General features: G+C 64.1%; 15 protein-coding genes, 2 tRNA genes and 1 pseudogene. 13 read left to right on the top strand and 5 right to left on the bottom strand.

Annotated elements, in window-relative coordinates; genetic code table 11:
- Positions 1 to 27 precede the first annotated feature (27 nt).
- The gene (locus ACQ86E_RS33395; RefSeq protein ID WP_431203557.1) at positions 28 to 324 is read left to right on the top strand and encodes an antibiotic biosynthesis monooxygenase family protein; all 297 of its coding nucleotides are present in this window, start codon (positions 28 to 30) and stop codon (positions 322 to 324) included.
- 16 nt (positions 325 to 340) lie between these two features.
- Here the strand turns inward: ACQ86E_RS33395 and ACQ86E_RS33390 are convergent, their stop codons facing one another.
- On the bottom strand, positions 341 to 1,477 hold the full coding sequence (locus ACQ86E_RS33390; protein WP_431203556.1) for an AI-2E family transporter: 1,137 nt from the start codon (positions 1,475 to 1,477) through the stop codon (positions 341 to 343).
- 137 nt (positions 1,478 to 1,614) lie between these two features.
- Between ACQ86E_RS33390 and ACQ86E_RS33385 the strand changes: the two genes are divergently transcribed.
- Together ACQ86E_RS33385 and ACQ86E_RS33380 are read left to right on the top strand one after the other, a co-directional pair.
- Entirely contained in the window at positions 1,615 to 2,319 is a 705-nt protein-coding gene (locus tag ACQ86E_RS33385) for a hypothetical protein (protein WP_431203555.1), read from the top strand.
- Positions 2,320 to 2,408: 89 nt separating this feature from the next.
- On the top strand, positions 2,409 to 3,182 hold the full coding sequence (locus ACQ86E_RS33380) for a gamma-glutamyl-gamma-aminobutyrate hydrolase family protein (RefSeq protein WP_431203554.1): 774 nt from the start codon (positions 2,409 to 2,411) through the stop codon (positions 3,180 to 3,182).
- 303 nt (positions 3,183 to 3,485) lie between these two features.
- Here ACQ86E_RS33380 and glnA read toward each other — a convergent pair whose 3' ends face one another.
- Together glnA and ACQ86E_RS33370 are read right to left on the bottom strand one after the other, a co-directional pair.
- Complete coding sequence (gene glnA / locus ACQ86E_RS33375; RefSeq protein WP_015685734.1) at positions 3,486 to 4,895, bottom strand: type I glutamate--ammonia ligase; 1,410 nt, start codon at positions 4,893 to 4,895, stop codon at positions 3,486 to 3,488.
- A gap of 153 nt (positions 4,896 to 5,048) precedes the next feature.
- A complete protein-coding gene (locus ACQ86E_RS33370) occupies positions 5,049 to 5,387 on the bottom strand; it encodes a P-II family nitrogen regulator (RefSeq protein ID WP_007603495.1) in 339 nt (112 codons plus the stop codon).
- A 382-nt stretch (positions 5,388 to 5,769) separates the two neighbouring features.
- Between ACQ86E_RS33370 and ACQ86E_RS33365 the strand changes: the two genes are divergently transcribed.
- Positions 5,770 to 7,269, top strand: a complete 1,500-nt coding sequence (locus ACQ86E_RS33365; protein WP_431203553.1) for an NAD(P)H-hydrate dehydratase — start codon at positions 5,770 to 5,772, stop codon at positions 7,267 to 7,269.
- Positions 7,270 to 7,713 carry a GNAT family N-acetyltransferase gene (locus ACQ86E_RS33360; RefSeq protein WP_431203552.1) on the top strand — a complete coding sequence of 148 codons (444 nt, stop codon included), beginning with the start codon at positions 7,270 to 7,272 and terminating at the stop codon, positions 7,711 to 7,713.
- A 1-nt stretch (position 7,714) separates the two neighbouring features.
- Here ACQ86E_RS33360 and ACQ86E_RS33355 read toward each other — a convergent pair.
- A pseudogene (locus tag ACQ86E_RS33355) lies at positions 7,715 to 9,031 on the bottom strand (multicopper oxidase domain-containing protein).
- Between the two features lie 152 nt (positions 9,032 to 9,183).
- Between ACQ86E_RS33355 and ACQ86E_RS33350 the strand changes: the two are divergent.
- The 8 genes from ACQ86E_RS33350 (at position 9,184) to ACQ86E_RS33315 (ending at position 17,704) form a co-directional block, all read left to right on the top strand.
- Positions 9,184 to 9,268 (top strand) — tRNA-Leu (locus ACQ86E_RS33350).
- A gap of 175 nt (positions 9,269 to 9,443) precedes the next feature.
- Complete coding sequence (gene tig, locus ACQ86E_RS33345) at positions 9,444 to 10,805, top strand: trigger factor (RefSeq protein ID WP_431203551.1); 1,362 nt, start codon at positions 9,444 to 9,446, stop codon at positions 10,803 to 10,805.
- Positions 10,806 to 11,109: 304 nt separating this feature from the next.
- A complete protein-coding gene (locus ACQ86E_RS33340; RefSeq protein ID WP_431203550.1) occupies positions 11,110 to 11,745 on the top strand; it encodes an ATP-dependent Clp protease proteolytic subunit in 636 nt (211 codons plus the stop codon).
- Between the two features lie 416 nt (positions 11,746 to 12,161).
- A complete protein-coding gene (gene clpX / locus ACQ86E_RS33335) occupies positions 12,162 to 13,433 on the top strand; it encodes an ATP-dependent Clp protease ATP-binding subunit ClpX (RefSeq protein WP_415027764.1) in 1,272 nt (423 codons plus the stop codon).
- A 321-nt stretch (positions 13,434 to 13,754) separates the two neighbouring features.
- The gene (lon, locus tag ACQ86E_RS33330; protein WP_431203549.1) at positions 13,755 to 16,178 is read left to right on the top strand and encodes an endopeptidase La; all 2,424 of its coding nucleotides are present in this window, start codon (positions 13,755 to 13,757) and stop codon (positions 16,176 to 16,178) included.
- 64 nt (positions 16,179 to 16,242) lie between these two features.
- Entirely contained in the window at positions 16,243 to 16,647 is a 405-nt protein-coding gene (locus ACQ86E_RS33325; RefSeq protein WP_431203548.1) for a GFA family protein, read from the top strand.
- Positions 16,648 to 16,696: 49 nt separating this feature from the next.
- A tRNA-Val gene (locus ACQ86E_RS33320) sits at positions 16,697 to 16,773 on the top strand.
- A gap of 70 nt (positions 16,774 to 16,843) precedes the next feature.
- Positions 16,844 to 17,704: a methyltransferase domain-containing protein gene (locus ACQ86E_RS33315; RefSeq protein WP_431203547.1), complete on the top strand. Its 861-nt coding sequence runs from the start codon at positions 16,844 to 16,846 to the stop codon at positions 17,702 to 17,704.
- Positions 17,705 to 17,710: 6 nt separating this feature from the next.
- Here ACQ86E_RS33315 and ACQ86E_RS33310 read toward each other — a convergent pair whose 3' ends face one another.
- The gene (locus ACQ86E_RS33310) at positions 17,711 to 18,676 is read right to left on the bottom strand and encodes a cation diffusion facilitator family transporter (RefSeq protein ID WP_431203546.1); all 966 of its coding nucleotides are present in this window, start codon (positions 18,674 to 18,676) and stop codon (positions 17,711 to 17,713) included.
- Position 18,677: the final 1 nt, after the last annotated feature.

Raw genomic sequence — 18,677 nt, 5'->3', positions numbered from 1 at the left:
TTATCAAACAAAAGAGGGTGGAAGCCGATGATCACCGAGATCGCGCAAATCGACGTCAAGCCGGGCAGTGAGAGGGATTTCGAGGCCGCCGTCGCCAAGGCCAAGGCCGCCTTCGGCCGCGCCAAGGGGTTTCACGGCTTCGAGCTGCACAAGTCGATCGAGAAGCCGCAGCGCTACCGGCTGATGGTGAAGTGGGAGACGCTGGAAAACCACACCGTCGATTTCCGCGGCTCCGAGAATTTCACCGAATGGCGCGGCCTCGTCGGGCAGTATTTTGCCTCGCCCCCGGAGGTCGAGCACACCGAGACCGTGCTGGCGACCTGAGCGATTTCACGAGACGTTACGCCGCCTCCGCGAGCGGCGGCGCCTCATACGTCTTGAAATGGTCGATCATGACCTTGGCGATGGCGACCAGCGGCAGCGCCAGCGCAAGGCCCCAGATTCCGAACACGACGCCGAGCAGGATCTGGAACGCGAACAGCGTCGCCGGCGGGATGTCGAGTGCCTGGCGCTGAAGCAATGGCGTCAGCACATAGCTTTCCATGGCATGGACGCCGAGGAACAGCAGGAAGGCCGACAGCGCTGCGACCCAGCCTGACGCGAGGCTCGCCAGCACGACGATGACGCCGGCGATGATGGCCCCGACCGTCGGGATGAAGGCGAGCAATCCGGCCTGAATCCCCAGGATGAACGAGCCGGGGATGCCGATCAGGGCAAGCCCGATCCAGGTCACGACGCCGACCGCAATCATCACGACGATCTGCGCGATCAGCCAGCGCTCCAGCGTCTCGCTGATGCGGTCGATGATCAGGGCGACGCGGATGCGATGTCTTGCGGGCGCAAGGAACAGCAGCCCGTCGTGATAGATGCTGGGCTGTGCGGCGAAGGCCAGCCCGAGAAACAGCACGATGAAGATATTGCCGACGGCGCTGATGGTGCCGAGCAGCAGCTTGAAGGTCTGGCTCACGATCGCCCCGCCGCTGGAGGCGAGGGCGCCTGCGCCGGACAATCCGTTCTTTGGCGGGGCGCCGGGCGGGAGGCTGGGCTCCGTCGGTGTCGCGTCCGAGGCGGGAGCGGCGCTGCCGAGATCGAAGAAGCTGGTGTCGACGCCGTGGCTGTCGAGGAAGGACTTCACGTTCGTGATCTGCGACTTGATGGTCTTGCTGAGCAGCGAAGCCTGTTCGGCGATGGTGGCGCCGCCAAGATAGGCGACACCCGCCAGCATCAAGGCCAGCACGACGCAGACGATCGCGAGCCGAGCCGTATGCGGCAGGCGCACGCGGCGGCCGAGCGCGTTGGTCAGTGCATTGAGGGCGACGCCGAACAGAAGACCGGCGAAGATCAGCAGCAGTGTGGCGGCAAAATACCAGGTGAACACCAGCAACGCGGTGAAAAGCACGACACCGATGCCGCCGACCGAGATCGCCCAGGCCAGGTCGTTGCGTGTCGAGGGCCGTTCATCTCTTGAAATCGTCACATCGAGTCCTTTTCGGCGGCTGCAGCCGCCGCACTCTCTCGACAAACGCGCTTCGGATCAAGACCGCGTCAACGCGCTGGTTTGACGCTGCGGTTCGAACGGTGCAGAGCGATGAGGAGAGAACAGGTGGGGGCGGCTTGAGTTTCATCAGCAAATGGGCCGGTCTGCTCGGGCTTCTGGCCGTGCTCGTGATCGGCGACCAGATCCGGATCAATCGGCCAGGCCACAAATATCGCCTCACGGTCGAGGTGACGACGCCGGGCGGGATCAGGACCGGGTCCGGCATTCTGGCCGTCGTACCCGACCGCGGCTACAGCCGTGGCGGCCGCACCACGATGCTTGGAGAGGCCGTGTTCGTCGACCTCGGCCATGGAAAGAACCTGGTGGCACTGCTGGCGCATCGGCAGGACGCCAAGCTCGACCTCGATGATATCAATTATGTCGCGCTCCGCGCCTATGGCGTCGCGCGCGGCAACCGCGTCTCGTTTGGCGAGCTCAACCGGCAGACCGGCATTGTCCCGGTGCAGGGGGACCTCGTCCCCGTGCTCGTGAGCTTTGGCGATCCCGCAGACCCCAGGACCGCGCGTCTTGTCGCCGGCGACCATGCCGATGCGGTTCTGGGCGACGGCTACGCCATCCGCGGGCTCACCGCCGAGGTGGTGCCCAACGGGCTTTGGCCGATCGATTTCGGTGGCGTGCTCGGGGAGCCCGTGACGCGTGGAATCGAGGCGAAACTGCCCTGGCTGACCGCGCCGGGCGAACTGGCGGCAACCGCGCTGAAGGCCGCCGGCCTGCCCGCCGGGAGCGAGATCGAGGCACGGGAGGGATTTGCGCGAAAATAGCATTGCCGTCCCGCGTGCCCTTCAGTTGAATTTGTTCCACCCCGGGGGCATGTTTGGAGAATCTTCTTACGGGGAGGTCGGAACGGAAGATGAGAAAGCCGGTCGTCGGCGTGATCGGGAACGCCCATCGCGTCGAGAATCGATTTCAGGTCCAGATGGTCGGCGAGCGTAATTTGCGCGCCGTGGCCGAGGTTTCCGGCGGCCTGCCGTTGATGTTTGCGGGCGCGCCCGACATTACCGACATCAGTGCGCTGCTCGACACCGTCGACGGTATCGTGCTGACCGGCGCCCGCGCGAACGTTCATCCGACCCGTTTCAATGTCGATCCCTGTGAGGCGCACGAGCCCTATGACATCCACCGCGACGAGGTCGCGCTGGCGCTCTCGCTCGCCTGCGTCGCCCGCGGCATTCCGCTGTTCGGCATCTGCCGCGGCTTGCAGGAGATGAACGTCGCCTTCGGCGGCTCGCTGCATCCGGAGATCCGCGAAATCCCGGGCCGCATGAACCACCGCATGCCGAGGCTCGAGAACGGCGAGATCCATCCCGACCCGACCGTGGTGTTCGCCGACCGCCACGACGTCGATCTCACGCCGGGCGGCGCGTTCGCGCAGTTGCTCGGCTGTGAGAAAATTCGCGTCAATTCGCTGCACGGTCAGGGCATTCTCGATCCCGGCAAGCGCGTACTGATCGAAGGCGTTGCCGAGGACGGCACCATCGAGGCGATCCGCATCGCGGAAGCCCCGACCTTCGCGCTCGGCGTGCAATGGCACGCCGAATACGACCCGCAGCGCAATCCGATCAACCGCAAGCTGTTCGAGGCGTTCGGCGAAGCCCTGGTGGCGAAGCAGAAGGCGGCGGCGTAGGAGTGGCGCGCGGACGCTCTGATCGCGACGTCAGCGCAGCGCAGGCAATGCGGCGCTGGTGACGTGGGCGCCGGCGGCGATCGGGTTGAATTTTCCGGGCGAGTGGGTTCGACCAATGAACCGAGTTCTCAGTATTTTCGGGCGGCATAAACCAATCGGCAAGAATTGGTGCGCGTCGATTTTCGCGACTCCGATTCGTTCTTCGAGAACGAAATGGAGTCGGATGCAGAACGAAGCTTGCTGGCCTCAAACAAAAAGGCGCCCCTTTCGGAGCGCCTTTCGCATTGTTGTCTCTCGAGCCGCTTAGCCCGAATAGTACATGTCGAATTCGACCGGGTGCGGGGTCATTTCGAAGCGGGCGACTTCGGTCATCTTCAGCTCGATGTAGGCGTCGATGAAGTCGTCGTCGAACACGCCGCCGTTCTTGAGGAAGCCGCGGTCCTTGTCGAGATTTTCCAGCGCCTCGCGGAGCGAGCCGCAGACGGTCGGGATCTGCTTCAGCTCTTCCTTCGGCAGGTCGTAGAGGTCCTTGTCCATCGCCGGACCCGGATCAATCTTGTTCTTGATGCCGTCGAGGCCGGCCATCAGCATCGATGCGAAGCCGAGATAGGGATTGGCGAGCGGATCGGGGAAACGCACCTCGACACGCTTGGCCTTCGGATTCGCCGTGTAGGGGATGCGGCAGGAAGCCGAGCGGTTGCGCGCGGAATAGGCGAGCAGCACGGGAGCCTCATAGCCCGGGACCAGACGCTTGTAGGAGTTGGTCGACGGGTTGGTGAAGGCGTTGATCGCCTTGGCGTGCTTGATGATGCCGCCGATGTAGTGGAGGCAGGTCTCCGACAGGTCGGCGTACTTGTTGCCGGCGAACACCGGCTTGCCGTCCTTCCAGATCGACTGGTGCACGTGCATGCCCGAGCCGTTGTCGCCGTAGATCGGCTTCGGCATGAAGGTGGCGGTCTTGCCGTAGATGTGCGCGACCTGGTGGATGCAGTACTTGTAGATCTGCATGTGGTCGGCCATCAGCGTCAGCGTGTCGAACTTCATGCCGAGTTCGTGCTGGGCCGAAGCGACCTCGTGATGGTGCTTCTCGACCTTGACGCCCATCTTGGCCATGGCGCCGAGCATTTCCGAGCGCATGTCCTGCACCGAGTCCTGCGGCGGGACGGGGAAGTAGCCGCCCTTGGTGCGGATGCGGTGGCCGAGATTGCCGCCTTCATATTCGGTGTCGGAGTTGGTCGGCAGCTCGGAGGAGTCGAGACGGAAGCCGGTGTTGTAGGGGCCGCTGGAGAAGCGGACGTCGTCGAACACGAAGAACTCGGCCTCGGGACCGACAAACACGCTGTCGCCCACGCCCATCGACTTCACCATGGCTTCCGCCTTCTTGGCGATGCCGCGGGGGTCGCGGTTGTAGGCCTCGCCGGTGGTCGGCTCGAGCACGTCGCAGGTGATGACCATGGTGGTCTCGGCGAAGAACGGATCGATCGTCGCGGTCACCGGATCGGGCATCAGGCACATGTCGGACTCGTTGATCGCCTTCCAGCCGGCGATCGAGGAGCCGTCGAACATCGTCCCTTCGGCGAAGATATCGTCGTCGATCATGCTGACGTCGAACGTCACATGCTGCCACTTGCCGCGCGGATCGGTGAAGCGCAGGTCGACGTACTTGACGTCGTTGTCCTTGATCGATTTCAGGACGTCTTTGGCGGTCTTCATGCATACCCCTTTTGGCTCTGCGGGTCGGTTTCCAGGTGAGCAAGATTGTTCTCGCTTTTGGCGAGTTCGCGCGCGACCGCACAAACGAAATCAGGCCGCCGAAGCAGCCTTATTTCTTTTCAGAGTGTCGCAAGCTGCGGGATAGCACCCGGCTCAGATAGCGTCCAGCCCGGATTCGCCGGTACGGATGCGGATCGCCTCTTCGATGTTGGAGACGAAAATCTTGCCGTCGCCGATCCGTCCGGTCTGCGCGGCGCGGCGAATTGCGTCGATGGCGCGTTCGACCAGATCGTCGCCGATCACGATCTCGATCTTCACCTTGGGCAGGAAGTCGACGATGTATTCCGCGCCGCGATAAAGCTCGGCGTGCCCCTTTTGGCGGCCAAAGCCCTTGGCTTCGGTGACGGTAATGCCTTGCAGGCCGACTTCCTGAAGCGCTTCCTTCACCTCGTCGAGCTTGAATGGCTTGATGATGGCTTCGATTTTCTTCACTGCGCGCCTCCCGGCCTTTCGATCAAATAGCAACGTCTTCGTCAGGATGCGCTTTTGTCACGCACGATCGTGTCTTCGATATGCCTGAAACCCTGACCAGTCCGGCAACAACGGCCGGCCACACCCCTTGAAAGATGCCAGTGAGCACGACGAACCGAAGCGGCTTCCTCGAAAGCAGGGTCTATGCCAAGTTGCAAATGCCCTGATTATTGGAGCGTTATCAGCCTTTTAACGAGCAACTCTGATAGGTGGAGCCGACCGGCCCAAAATACCGAAGACTACGAAATAGGCAAACGGTTCGATCTGTGTGCAGATCGATGTCCCGTCGGTCGGATCGGCACGGAAGATGCCTGTTGAAGAGGCGTTTGTACAGGGAAGTGGCATGGAAGTTCTGACCAACGCTGAGATGGCGCGCGCCGACCAGCTCTCGATCGCGGCCGGCACACCCGGCTTCAAGCTGATGCTGAGCGCGGGCCAGGCCGTCGCCGCAGCCGCCAGCGCGCTGGTGGAGGAGGGGCCGATCCTGATCGTGGCCGGCCCCGGCAACAATGGCGGCGACGGTTTCGTCGTGGCCGCCGAGCTCGCAGCGCAAGGCCGGGAGGTTTCGGTGATCCTGATGTGCGAGCGCGACCAGCTCCAGGGCGATGCGGCCTCCGCCGCGCGCGGCTGGAAGCATCCGGTGCTCCCGTTCAATCCCCAGGCGATCGGACGGCCCGCGCTGATCATCGATGCGCTGTTCGGCGCTGGCCTCAGTCGGCCCGTCGACGGCGAGGCGCGCGCGATGATCGAGGCGATCAACGCCAACGGCGCCCCCGTACTCGCGGTCGACCTGCCGAGCGGCATCAATGGGACCAGCGCCGCCGTGATGGGCGTGGCGGTGAATGCCACCGAGACCGTCACCTTCTTCCGCAAGAAGCCGGCGCACCTCCTGATGCCCGGCCGGATGCATTGCGGCCACGTGCGCGTCGCCGACATCGGGATCGACGCACAGGTGCTGGACGAGATCGCGCCGCAGATTTTCGAGAACGATCCGGATTTCTGGAGCGCCGCCTTTCCGGTGCCGCGCATCGACGGCCACAAATATGCGCGGGGCCACGTACTCGCGGTCTCCGGCGATGCGGCGGCGACGGGGGCTGCGCGACTCGCTGCGCGTGCGGCGCTGCGGGCCGGTGCCGGTCTCGTGACGCTGGCCACCCCGCGCGATGCGCTCGCGATCAATGCGGCCGCGCTGACCGCGGTGATGGTTCGTCCCGTCGACACCGCGATCGAATTCGGCGAGTTGCTCGGCGACAAGCGCTACAACACCTGCATGATCGGACCCGGCGCGGGCATCGGCGAGCGCACCTGCGATCTCGTCCACACGGCGCTCGGCGCGCAGCGGCATCTGGTGCTCGACGCCGATGCGCTGACGAGTTTCGCCGCGAATCCCGAGCGGCTGTTCGAATCGATCAAGTCCTCGCAGGACAATGCGGTGGTGCTGACGCCGCACGAGGGCGAGTTTCCCCGCCTGTTCTCCGACCTCAGCAACAAATATCCGGGCCGCTCGAAGCTGGAGCGCGTCCGTGCTGCTGCCGAGCGCTCCGGCGCGGTCGTGCTGTTGAAGGGTCCGGACACCACGATCGCGGCGCCCGACGGCCGCGCCACCATCGCTGCCAACGCACCGCCATGGCTCGCCACCGCCGGCGCCGGCGACGTGCTCGCGGGGATCATCGCCGGGCTTTTGGCGCAAGGCGTGCCGGCCTTCGAAGCCGCCAGCATCGGTGTGTGGATGCACGGCGAGGCGGCGAGCGAGGCGGGGCCCGGACTGATCGCGGAAGACCTGACAGAGACGCTGCCGGCCGTGCACCGGCGGATTTATGGTGCGCTTGGGGTGGAGTACTAAGTGATCAGAGAGCTCGCGCTCACCGATACGGGCGCGGCAGCGCGGCTCCATCGGATTGCGTTTGACCATGCGATGCCTAGGCTCGTCGGGCTATATACGCCCGCCGAGGACCGCTGGTTCTACCGCGAGCATGTCTTCGCGATGTGCCGCGTGTGGGGACGCTTCGACGGCGACGAGCTCAGCGGGCTCATCGCCTTCCATGACGGCTGGATCGAGCAGCTCTACGTGCTTCCCGCTGTTCACGGCCGCGGCGTCGGCACCGAACTCCTCGGCATTGCCAAGGGCGCCTGCAAACGGCTGGAGCTCTGGACCTTCCAGCGCAACGCGCGAGCGCGACGCTTCTACGAAGCGCGGGGGTTCACGCCGGTCGAAAAGACCGACGGAACGCGGAACGAGGAGCGGGAGCCCGACGTCCGCTACCTCTGGACGCGTGCGGGCCGATAACTCACTCCACCGCGTACCAGCGCACCAGCCGCGGCGCGGCCCAGTCGGTGACGACGGATCTCGATCAGCCATCGTCCGGGGAGGTCGCGGCGAACGCGATGCGCTGGGTCTGGCCGGGCTCGACCGCGAGCGTGTCGAGCCAGTAGGGCTTCCAGCCGTCGTCGAGCCGGTCGAGCAGACGGAAGTGATGGCCGTGCAGGTGGAACACGCTGGTGACCGGCGCGGGGTTCTTGAGGGCCAGAACGACGGTGCGGCCGGGCTTGGCACGGAAGGCGGGAACGGAGGCGACGGAGAAGTCTGCCGGCCGCGTCCAGCCGGCGTCGGTTGCGCCGAGCGCGACATCGAACCGCAGGGCGCCTCTCAGGTCGAGCTTCTCGGGCAGATCGTTTGGCGGCAGCCGCTCGGGCGGCAACAGCGGGGCGCGCCGCTCCAGTCTGTCCGATATCGTCAGCTTCCCGATGGCGCGCGCCTCCTTGCCATCATGGAGCAGGAACGGGGCCGATGCGGCCGCATCCACCACGGCGTCGGCGCGCGCCCCCGGAGCCAGCACCAGGGCGCCGTTCCGCGCCGGGAACGGCTCGGCCGGTTGTCCGTCCAGCGCCATGACCCGGACGTCGTGGTTTTCCAATTTGATTGCCAGCACAGACCTTTGGGAGCCATTGATAAAGCGCAGCCGCATCCGCTCATCGGCCTTGGCTGAGAGTTCAAATGAAGTCTGCCCGTTGATTGTGTAGAGCGGCGTCGTGTTTCTGGGGTCGTGCCCCGGGGGCAGCGCGGTCCCGTCCGGCCGCACTCGCCATTCCTCGATCAGCAGGATCTCGTCGCGATCGACTGCGATCCGGATCGGTTCGTCGGCGATGATCGGAAGGGGGCGTGCGGGCTGCTTGAGGCTGTCCTCGAAAAGGCGGAAGTCGGCCAGCAGGGTCCCGGCGCTCACTATTGAAATAATTGAGGTTTCGGCCGTGTCCGGCGCTGTCGGCGCGCGCGCCCGCAGCGGGTCGACCGCGGCTGGGCCATTCAGGCCGTACCAGACTGGGGCAAGCGGCACAGGCAGGTCGTTGCGGAAGACGACCTCGCAGCGGTCGCTTCGCCTGAGACGGACGCCCCTGGTGTGGCTTACGGCGGCCAGCTCCCAGATTGGTGTAGCCGGCTGACCCGACCTCAAAGCCAAGGTCGCGAGTCGGGCCTGGAGCGCGACCTGGGCGGTCACGAGCGGGCCTGCGCCGCCGGACATAAACCCGGCCGCAGACGCTCCGAGCGAGGCGCCAAGTCCGGCCAGAACCTCGCGTCTGGTCGGGTCGAAAATCCGCAGTTTCATGGCTCGATCCGGACCACGCCGCGCTGGATAAGTCCAGCCATCCCGCCTACTTGAAGCCTGCCTGGATCAGGCCATTTTTTTGCTGCGAACAGGCGGGCACATGTTATAAGCCCGCCGCCCGCGGCATCGCGGCCGGTCTTGATGCAAATTACGCGGGCGTGGCGGAACTGGTAGACGCGCTGGATTTAGGTTCCAGTGACGAAAGTTGTGGGGGTTCGAGTCCCTCCGCCCGCACCAAGCGCTTTCAGCGTTTGCACGGATTACCGAAGGGTTGCTTCCACACGGAGTGTTTCCGGCGGAAGCGGTCCGATCAACTGCCGGCGTTGAGGCGTTCGCCTCGCGCCGGATCGATTAATGACAGCGTCCCGACGCGATAGCGTGCCGGGGCCGAACGAGAAGAAGATTGGACGCCATGCAGGTCACAGAAACCCTCTCGGAAGGTTTGAAGCACGAGTTCAAGATCAGCGTTCCTGCGTCTGATCTCGACGCCAAGGCCGGTGCCAAGCTCGTCGACCTCAAGGACAAGGTCAAAATCAACGGCTTCCGTCCGGGCAAGGTGCCGGTCTCGCACCTGAAGAAAGTGTATGGCCGCTCGGTGATGGCCGAGACCATCGACCAGACTATCCGCGACACCAACACGCAGCTGTTCAGCGAGCGCGGCTTCAAGCTCGCGACCGAGCCGAAGATCACCATGCCGAGCGAGCAGGCCGAGGTCGAGGAACTGCTGAGCGGCAAGACCGATCTGACCTACACGGTCGCGATCGAGGTGGTGCCGGCGATCGCGCTCGCCGACTTCAAGTCCTTCCAGGTCGAGAAGCCGGTGGCCGACGTGACCGACGCCGACGTTGACGAGGCGATCAAGCGCGTCGCCGATTCCAACCGCGGCTATGCCGCGAAGGCGGACGGCGCCAAGGCTGAGTCGGGCGACCGCGTCACCATCAGCTTCAAGGGCACCATCAACGGCGAAGCCTTCGAGGGCGGCACCGGCGAGGGCATCCAGGTCGTGATCGGCTCCAACACCTTCATTCCGGGCTTCGAGGAGCAGCTCATCGGCATCGGCGCGGGCGAGACCCGCACGCTGAAGGTGACGTTCCCCAAGAACTACATGAGCGAGAAGCTCGCCGGCCAGCCGGCCGAGTTCGAGACCACTGCAACGACGATCGAGGCGCCGCAGGACATCGCGATCGACGACGAGTTCGCCAAGACGCTCGGCCTCGAATCGCTCGACAAGCTGAAGGAAGCCGCGCGCGAGCGGCTGGTCGCCGAGTTCGCGACCGCGACGCGCCAGCGCGTCAAGCGTGCGCTGCTCGACCAGCTCGACGAGGCCCATCGCTTCGAGGCGCCGCCCTCGCTGGTCGACGAGGAGTTCAATCTGATGTGGAACTCGGTCAGGGCCGAGATGGACTCCGCGGCCAAGACCTTTGCCGACGAGGACACCACTGAAGACGCCGCCAAGGAAGAGTACCGCAAGATCGCCGACCGCCGCGTGCGGCTCGGCCTGGTGCTCTCGGAGATCGGCGAGAAGAACAAGATCACCGTGACCGACGACGAGGTCGGCCGCGCCGTGATCGAGCGGGCGCGCTCGATGCCCGGTCGCGAGAAGGAAGTCTGGGACTATTACCGCAGTAACGCCCAGGCGCTGGCCCAGCTTCGTGCACCGATTTACGAGGACAAGGTCGTCGACTTCATCCTCGAACTCGCCAACGTGACCGAGAAGAAGGTCTCGCGCGATGACCTCTACAAGGACGACGAGGCGGAAAAGACCGCAGCCTGAAGGCTTTGAGCAATCCTTTCCCCAGGGAAGCCTTCTATTAAGGATGATCAGCGGAAGCGCCCGGCTAGCCAAGTGGCTGGCTGGGCCTTTTGCGAGAATCAGCTTCAAGTGCCGGGTGGATTAAGCCTTAATTCGCTCCGCACTTGTCTGGCGCGAATTGGGCTATATCTGTCGGTACGCCCTTTACGTACGCGTTCTACTTCTACCAACTCCCTGCATCACGGGACGTCCATCGGCCTTCCGGCAAGTCCAGCAAGCCTGGCAGCCAAGACTGGCGATGTCCTCCTAAAACCCCAGGTGACTCATGCGCGATCCGGTTGAAACCTACATGAACCTCGTGCCCATGGTGGTCGAGCAGACCAACCGTGGCGAGCGCGCCTACGACATTTTCTCGCGCCTTTTGAAGGAGCGCATCATCTTCCTGACCGGACCGGTCGAGGACGGCATGTCGACGCTGATCGTCGCGCAGCTCTTGTTCCTCGAGGCGGAAAATCCGAAGAAGGAAATCTCGATGTACATCAACTCGCCGGGCGGCGTGGTGACGTCGGGTCTTGCGATCTATGACACCATGCAGTTCATCCGCCCGCCGGTCTCGACGCTGTGCACGGGCCAGGCCGCCTCGATGGGCTCGCTGCTGCTCTGCGCCGGCGAGAAGGACATGCGCTTCTCGCTGCCGAACGCGCGCATCATGGTGCATCAGCCCTCCGGCGGCTTCCAAGGCCAGGCCACCGACATCATGCTGCACGCCCAGGAAATCCTGAACCTGAAGAAGCGGCTCAACGAGATCTACGTGAAGCACACCGGCCAGACCTACAAGACGATCGAGGACGCGCTGGAACGCGACAAGTTCCTGACCGCGAACGACGCCAAGGAGTTCGGTCTGGTGGACAGGGTCATCGACAAGCGTGCCGAGGAACCGGCGGGCGCGAAAACGCCGTAGCACTCGGGGGATTGCTGGGACGCCGTTCATGCTAAGGACGCGTTCGCAGGGGGCGGAAAAGCAATTTTGCGCCCAGCGGCAGGCAGAAGGTTCCGCTTTCGTGCTTGTTTTTCGTGGCAATCCAGCCACGCAACCGTGATTTCGATCAGTTCTCCCGTGCCAAGACGTGAAATCACGGTATTGTCACGGGTAGCCGGCGGCTCCCCGATTAGCGAATTCTTGATAGTCGGGTGACAGCATGGTTGGCTACGAATGATCGGCTATGATCACGGAGAGTCGAGTGACCGTGATTCGCACGGGATGTAACGCGTAGGGTCTTTTTTGGTACGGAATTTGCTCTATTTGAGTCCCATGCCGGCTACTGTGTCGGAATGGGCGATCGAGCGGACGAGATCGAACCGCGGACGGAGATACGAATGAGTAAGGTCGGCACGAGCGACTCCAAGAACACGCTATATTGCTCGTTCTGCGGCAAGAGCCAGCACGAAGTCCGCAAACTGATCGCGGGTCCCACGGTCTTCATCTGCGACGAGTGCGTCGAGCTGTGCATGGACATCATCCGCGAGGAAAACAAATCCTCGCTGGTCAAGTCGCGCGACGGCATTCCGACACCGAAGGAAATCTGCAAGGTCCTGGACGATTACGTGATCGGCCAGAGCCATGCCAAGAAGGTCCTGTCGGTCGCGGTGCACAACCACTACAAGCGCCTCAATCACCAGACCAAGCACAACGACGTCGAGCTTGCGAAGTCGAACATCCTGCTGATCGGTCCGACCGGCTCGGGCAAGACGCTGCTCGCGCAGACGCTCGCCCGCATCCTGGACGTGCCCTTCACGATGGCTGATGCGACGACGCTGACCGAAGCCGGCTATGTCGGTGAGGACGTCGAGAACATCATCCTGAAGCTGCTTCAGGCCGCCGACTACAATGTCGAGCGCGCCCAGCGCGGCATCGTCTACATCGACGAAATCGACAAGATCAGCCGCAAGTCCGACAATCCCTCGATCACACGCGACGTGTCGGGTGAGGGCGTGCAGCAGGCGCTGCTGAAGATCATGGAAGGCACGGTGGCTTCGGTCCCGCCGCAGGGCGGCCGCAAGCATCCGCAGCAGGAGTTCCTGCAGGTGGATACCACCAACATCCTGTTCATCTGCGGCGGTGCGTTCGCCGGCCTCGAGAAGATCATCTCGGCGCGCGGCCGGTCGACCTCGATCGGCTTCGCCGCGCAGGTGCTCGCGCCAGAGGATCGCCGGACCGGCGAGATCTTCCGTCACGTCGAGCCTGAGGACCTCCTGAAGTACGGCCTCATTCCCGAGTTCGTCGGCCGTCTGCCGGTCGTGGCGACGCTCGAGGACCTCGACGAGGCCTCGCTGAAGAAGATCCTCACCGAGCCGAAGAACGCGCTGGTGAAACAGTACCAGCGGCTGTTCGAGATGGAGAACATCGAGCTGACCTTCGCCGACGAGGCGCTTGGCGCGGTCGCCCGCAAGGCGATCGAGCGCAAGACCGGCGCGCGTGGCTTGCGTTCGATCCTCGAGGCGATCCTGCTCGAGACCATGTTCGACCTGCCGGGCCTCGAAGGTGTGGAAGAAGTCGTGATTTCGCGCGAAGTCGTGGAAGGAACGGCCCGTCCGCTCTACATCTACGCCGATCGGTCCGATCGCGCCGTCGAGAACGCCAGCGCCTGATTTGCGGCGCTGGAACGCTCCAATCGTCTAATCAAGCAAGGGCTGCGGAAAGTTCATCCGCAGCCGGTGTTGCGTCGCTTATTCGCGTGCGTAAGCGCCTGATGGCGCGCGTCTTTCAATGACTTGACACCCCCCGCTCGATAGCCACCTAATATCGACGGCGAGCGAAACTTCTGTTCAAGATCTGCCTCAGTTCCGATCCGGCAAGCCCGGTCCGCCCGTGAATGGCAGGCTGGTTTTGTGGATCACCTCGGCACCTTGTGGCGGTTGCGCATGAGCATGCGGGCTGCGTGCAAGGGGGCAAAGCAAAAGGAAAAGGCCATGACGAATCCAAAACCCCGGCCAACCATTGTCCATGGCGAAACACACGCTTATCCCGTGCTGCCGCTGCGCGACATCGTCGTCTTCCCGCACATGATCGTTCCGCTCTTCGTCGGTCGCGAGAAGTCGATCCGCGCGCTCGAAGAGGTGATGAAGAACGACGCGCTGATCATGCTCGCGACGCAGAAGAACGCGTCGGACGATGATCCGGCGCCCGATGCCATTTACGAGACCGGTACGCTTGCCAGCGTGCTCCAGCTCCTGAAGCTTCCCGACGGTACCGTGAAGGTGCTGGTCGAAGGGCTCGAGCGTGCGCGCGTGCAGAAGTACACCGATCGCAGCGAGTACTATGAAGCGACCGCAACTGCGCTCGCCGATACCGACGCGAAGTCGGTCGAGGCGGAAGCGCTGTCGCGTTCGGTCGTGTCCGACTTCGAGAGCTATGTGAAGCTCAACAAGAAGATCTCGGCCGAGGTCGTCGGTGTCGTGCAGGCGATCACCGATTTTGCCAAGCTCGCAGACACCGTTGCCTCGCATCTCGCCGTCAAGATCGCGGACCGCCAGGGCATCTTGGAGACGCTGTCCGTCACCACGCGCCTCGAGAAGGTGCTGGGCCTGATGGAGAGCGAGATCTCGGTCCTCCAGGTCGAGAAGCGGATCCGCTCGCGCGTCAAGCGCCAGATGGAGAAGACCCAGCGCGAGTATTATCTCAACGAGCAGATGAAGGCGATCCAGAAGGAACTCGGCGACGACGATGGTCGCGACGAGCTCGCCGATCTCGAAGAGAAGATCTCCAAGACCAAGCTCTCCAAGGAAGCGCGCGAGAAGGCGCAGCATGAATTGAAGAAGCTGCGCCAGATGTCGCCGATGTCCGCGGAAGCGACCGTCGTGCGCAACTATCTGGATTGGCTGCTGTCGATTCCGTGGAACAAGAAGTCCAAGGTGAAGAAGGATCTGGGAGCGGCGCAGGCCGTTCTGGACTCCGATCACTACGGGCTGGAGAAGGTCAAGGAACGCATCGTCGAGTATCTCGCGGTGCAGTCGCGCGCCAACAAGCTGACCGGCCCGATCCTGTGCCTCGTCGGACCTCCCGGCGTCGGCAAGACCTCGCTCGGCAAGTCGATCGCGAAAGCGACGGGGCGCGAATTCGTGCGCGTCTCGCTCGGCGGCGTGCGCGACGAGGCCGAGATCCGCGGTCACCGCCGCACCTATATCGGCTCGATGCCCGGCAAGATCATCCAGTCGATGCGCAAGGCGAAGTCGTCCAATCCGCTGTTCCTGCTGGACGAGATCGACAAGATGGGCGCCGATTTCCGCGGCGATCCGTCCTCGGCCTTGCTCGAGGTCCTCGACCCCGAGCAGAACGGGACGTTTGCCGACCACTATCTGGAGGTCGACTACGATCTGTCGAACGTCATGTTCATCACGACCGCGAATACGCTGAACATCCCGGGCCCGCTGATGGACCGCATGGAGATCATCCGTATCGCGGGCTACACCGAGAACGAGAAGGTCGAGATCGCGCGCAAGCACCTGATCCCGAACGCGGTGTCGAAGCACGGTCTGGACTCCAAGGAGTTCTCGATCGACGACGACGCGCTGCTGCTGCTGATCCGCCGTTACACCCGCGAAGCGGGCGTGCGTAATCTGGAGCGTGAGCTGTCCACACTCGCCCGCAAGGCGGTGAAGGAGCTGATGATCTCCAAGAAGAAGACGGTCAAGGTCACCGAGAAGACTCTGGAAGAGCTTCTGGGCGTGCCGAAGTACCGCTACGGCGAGATCGAGAGCGAACCGCAGGTCGGCATCGTCACCGGCCTTGCCTGGACCGATGTCGGCGGCGAGCTCTTGACCATCGAAGGCGTCATGATGCCCGGCAAGGGCAAGATGACGGTCACGGGCAATCTGCGCGACGTGATGAAGGAGTCGATCTCGGCGGCGGCGTCCTACGTCCGCTCGCGTGCGATCGTCTACGGCATCGAGCCGCCGCTGTTCGACCGCCGCGACATCCACGTGCACGTGCCGGAAGGCGCGACGCCGAAGGACGGTCCGTCCGCGGGCGTGGCGATGGCCACCGCGATCATCTCGGTCATGACCGGCATTCCGGTCCGCCACGATGTCGCAATGACCGGCGAGATCACGCTGCGCGGCCGCGTGCTGCCGATCGGCGGTCTGAAGGAAAAGCTGCTGGCCGCTGCCCGCGGCGGCATCAAGACGGTGCTGATCCCCGAGGACAACGCCAAGGATCTCACGGAGATTTCCGATGCGATCAAGGGCGGCATGGAGATCATCCCGGTCTCGCGCCTCGACGACGTCGTCGCCAGGGCGCTGGTGAAGAAGCCGGTGCCGATCGTCTGGGAAGAGGACACCAAGGTGACGGTGAAGCCGGACGGCGACGAAGCCGCCGGCGGCCTGACCGCTCACTAAAGTTCAGCAAGCGATGATAAAACGGCGCCTTCGGGCGCCGTTTTTGTTTTGGGGAGGGGTTGCGATGCAGGTCGACGGTCAATGCCATTGCGGGCAAATCACCTTCGAGGCCGAGATCGATCCGGAGGCGGTCTCGGTCTGTCATTGCCGGGATTGCCAGACCCTGACGGGATCGCCCTTCCGGGTGACCGCGATCTGTACCAGTGCCGACGTCAAGCTGACCGGCGGCACCCCGAAGGTCTACGGCAAGCGCGGCGACAACGGCCGGATGCGTTTCCAGCATTTTTGCAGCGACTGCGGTTCCCCGCTGTTCACCAGCGGCGAGGGCGACCAGGATGACGACTGGGGCGTCCGCTGGGGCAGCATCCGCCAGCGCGATCAATTGCGGCCCGTGAGGCAGATCTGGTGCCAGTCGGCGGCAGTGTGGATCGACGCGGTGCCGCTGCTGCCGGGCAGGCCGGGAGATTGAGGTTCCGGACTTGCCCCTGTGGGGCGGGTAGGGATAAAGAAGCGGCGAGGGGCGGTTAGCTCAGCTGGTTAGAGCATCTCGTTTACACCGAGAGGGTCCGCGGTTCGAATCCGTGACCGCCCACCAGCCTCTGCTCGCAAGTCGAGCAAACGGCTAAGCAGGCCAGCCCGAGCGAGTCGCCATAGGGGAGGGTCTGATGCAACAGCCAAGCGCACACGAGCAAAACGCCGACCAGATCGCCTATTGGAACGGCCCCAGCGGGCAGCGCTGGGCTGATCGCCATGCGGCACAGGAAACGCTGCTTGGACCCATTGCCGACGTGCTGATCGACCGCGCCAGGCCGAAGCCGGGCGAGCGCGTCCTCGACGTCGGCTGCGGCTCCGGCGCGACGACGTTCGCGTTCGCCAAAGCGGTGGCGCCTGACGGCTTTGCGCTCGGGCTCGACGTCTCCGAGCCGATGCTGTCGCAGGCGCGCGCGTTTGCACCAAAAGGCCTGCCGCTCGATTTCGTGCTGGCGGATGCGACGGTGCATTCGTTCGAGCCGGCGAGTTTTGATCTGCTCGCCTCGCGTTTCGGCGTGATGTTCTTCGCCGATCCGATCGCGTCGTTCACCAACCTCCACCGCGCGCTGAAGCCATCCGGGCGGCTGGCGTTTGCCTGCTGGCGCGAGCCGAAGGAGAACCCGTGGATGATGGCGCCGTTGATGGCGGTCTACAAGCACGTGCCGAAGATGCCGCCGGTCGGGCCGGAGGAGCCGGGCCCGTTCGCCTTCGCCTCAGAGGATCGCGTGACGCGCATCCTCCAGGGGGCAGGCTTCGTTGACGTGGCGATGGAGCCGCATAACCTGGCGATGGACATCGCCATCGGCGGCGGACTCGATGCCGCGGTCGAGGGCTCGCTCCAGATCGGCCCCGCCAGCCGCGCGCTGCAGGGCCATCCGCCGGAGACCTATGCGGCGGCAAAAGCCTCGATCCGCGAGATGCTGACGCCATTCGTGAAGGGGCAAAGCGTGGCGCTGCAAGGCGCGATCTGGATCGTGACGGCGAAGGCGGCTTAAGCCCCCTCACACCACGTCATCCGGCGCCAGCGCGCAGCCATTGTCGGGATGTGTCTCCACCTGAAGCGTGGTGTGGCCGATGCGGAACGACGCTTTGAGCTGTTGCGCCGTCTGCATCAGGAACGCATCGCCGCTACCTGCGGGCATGACGAGATGGCAGGTCAGCGCCGTCTCGGTGGTCGAGATCGGCCAGACATGGAGATCGTGGACCGCCGCTACGCCGGGCCTTTCCAGCAGAAACAGCTTGATCGCGGCGATATCGGTGCCTTTCGGCGCCGCCGCCATCGACATGTCGATCGAATTTCTCAGCAGGCTCGTGGTGCTCCAGAGGATGGTGGCGCAGATCACGAGGCTGGTGATGGGATCGAGCCAGAGCCAGCCGGTCCAGATGATCAGCGCCGCCGAGACCACCACGCCGAGCGAGACCGCAGCGTCGGCCGCCATGTGCAGATAGGCGCCTTCGATGTTGATGTCGTCCTTGCGCCCGCGCGCGAACAGCAGCGCGGTGAAGCCGTTGATGAGGATGCCGATGCCGGCGACCACCATGACAGTCACGCCCGCGACCGGCTCCGGCTCGCGCAAACGCAAAATTGCCTCCCAGCCGATCGCGCCGGTGGCGACCAGCAGGAACACCGCGTTGGCCAGCGCAGCCAGGATGGTGGAGGCGCGCAAGCCATAGGTGAAGCGGCCGCTCGGCGCGCGCCGCGCCGCGATCGATGCGCACCACGCCACGACCAGGCCGAGCACGTCGGACAGATTGTGACCGGCGTCCGCAAGCAGGGCGGTGGAGTTGCCGAGATAGCCGTAGATCGCCTCGGCCACGACCAGCGCGGTGTTGAGCGTGATGCCGATTGCGAACGCCTTGCCGAAACTGGCGGGCGCGTGGACATGCCCGTGGCCGTGATCGTGACCATGATCATGCGTGTGGCCGTGATCATGGTGGTCATGACCGTGGTGGTCGTGGCTGCCCAAT

Origin of the sequence: Bradyrhizobium betae (genome assembly GCF_050632175.1) — a bacterium.
Taxonomy (GTDB): Bacteria; Pseudomonadota; Alphaproteobacteria; order Rhizobiales; family Xanthobacteraceae; genus Bradyrhizobium; species Bradyrhizobium betae_B.
This window is presented reverse-complemented; position numbering and strand designations above follow the sequence as displayed.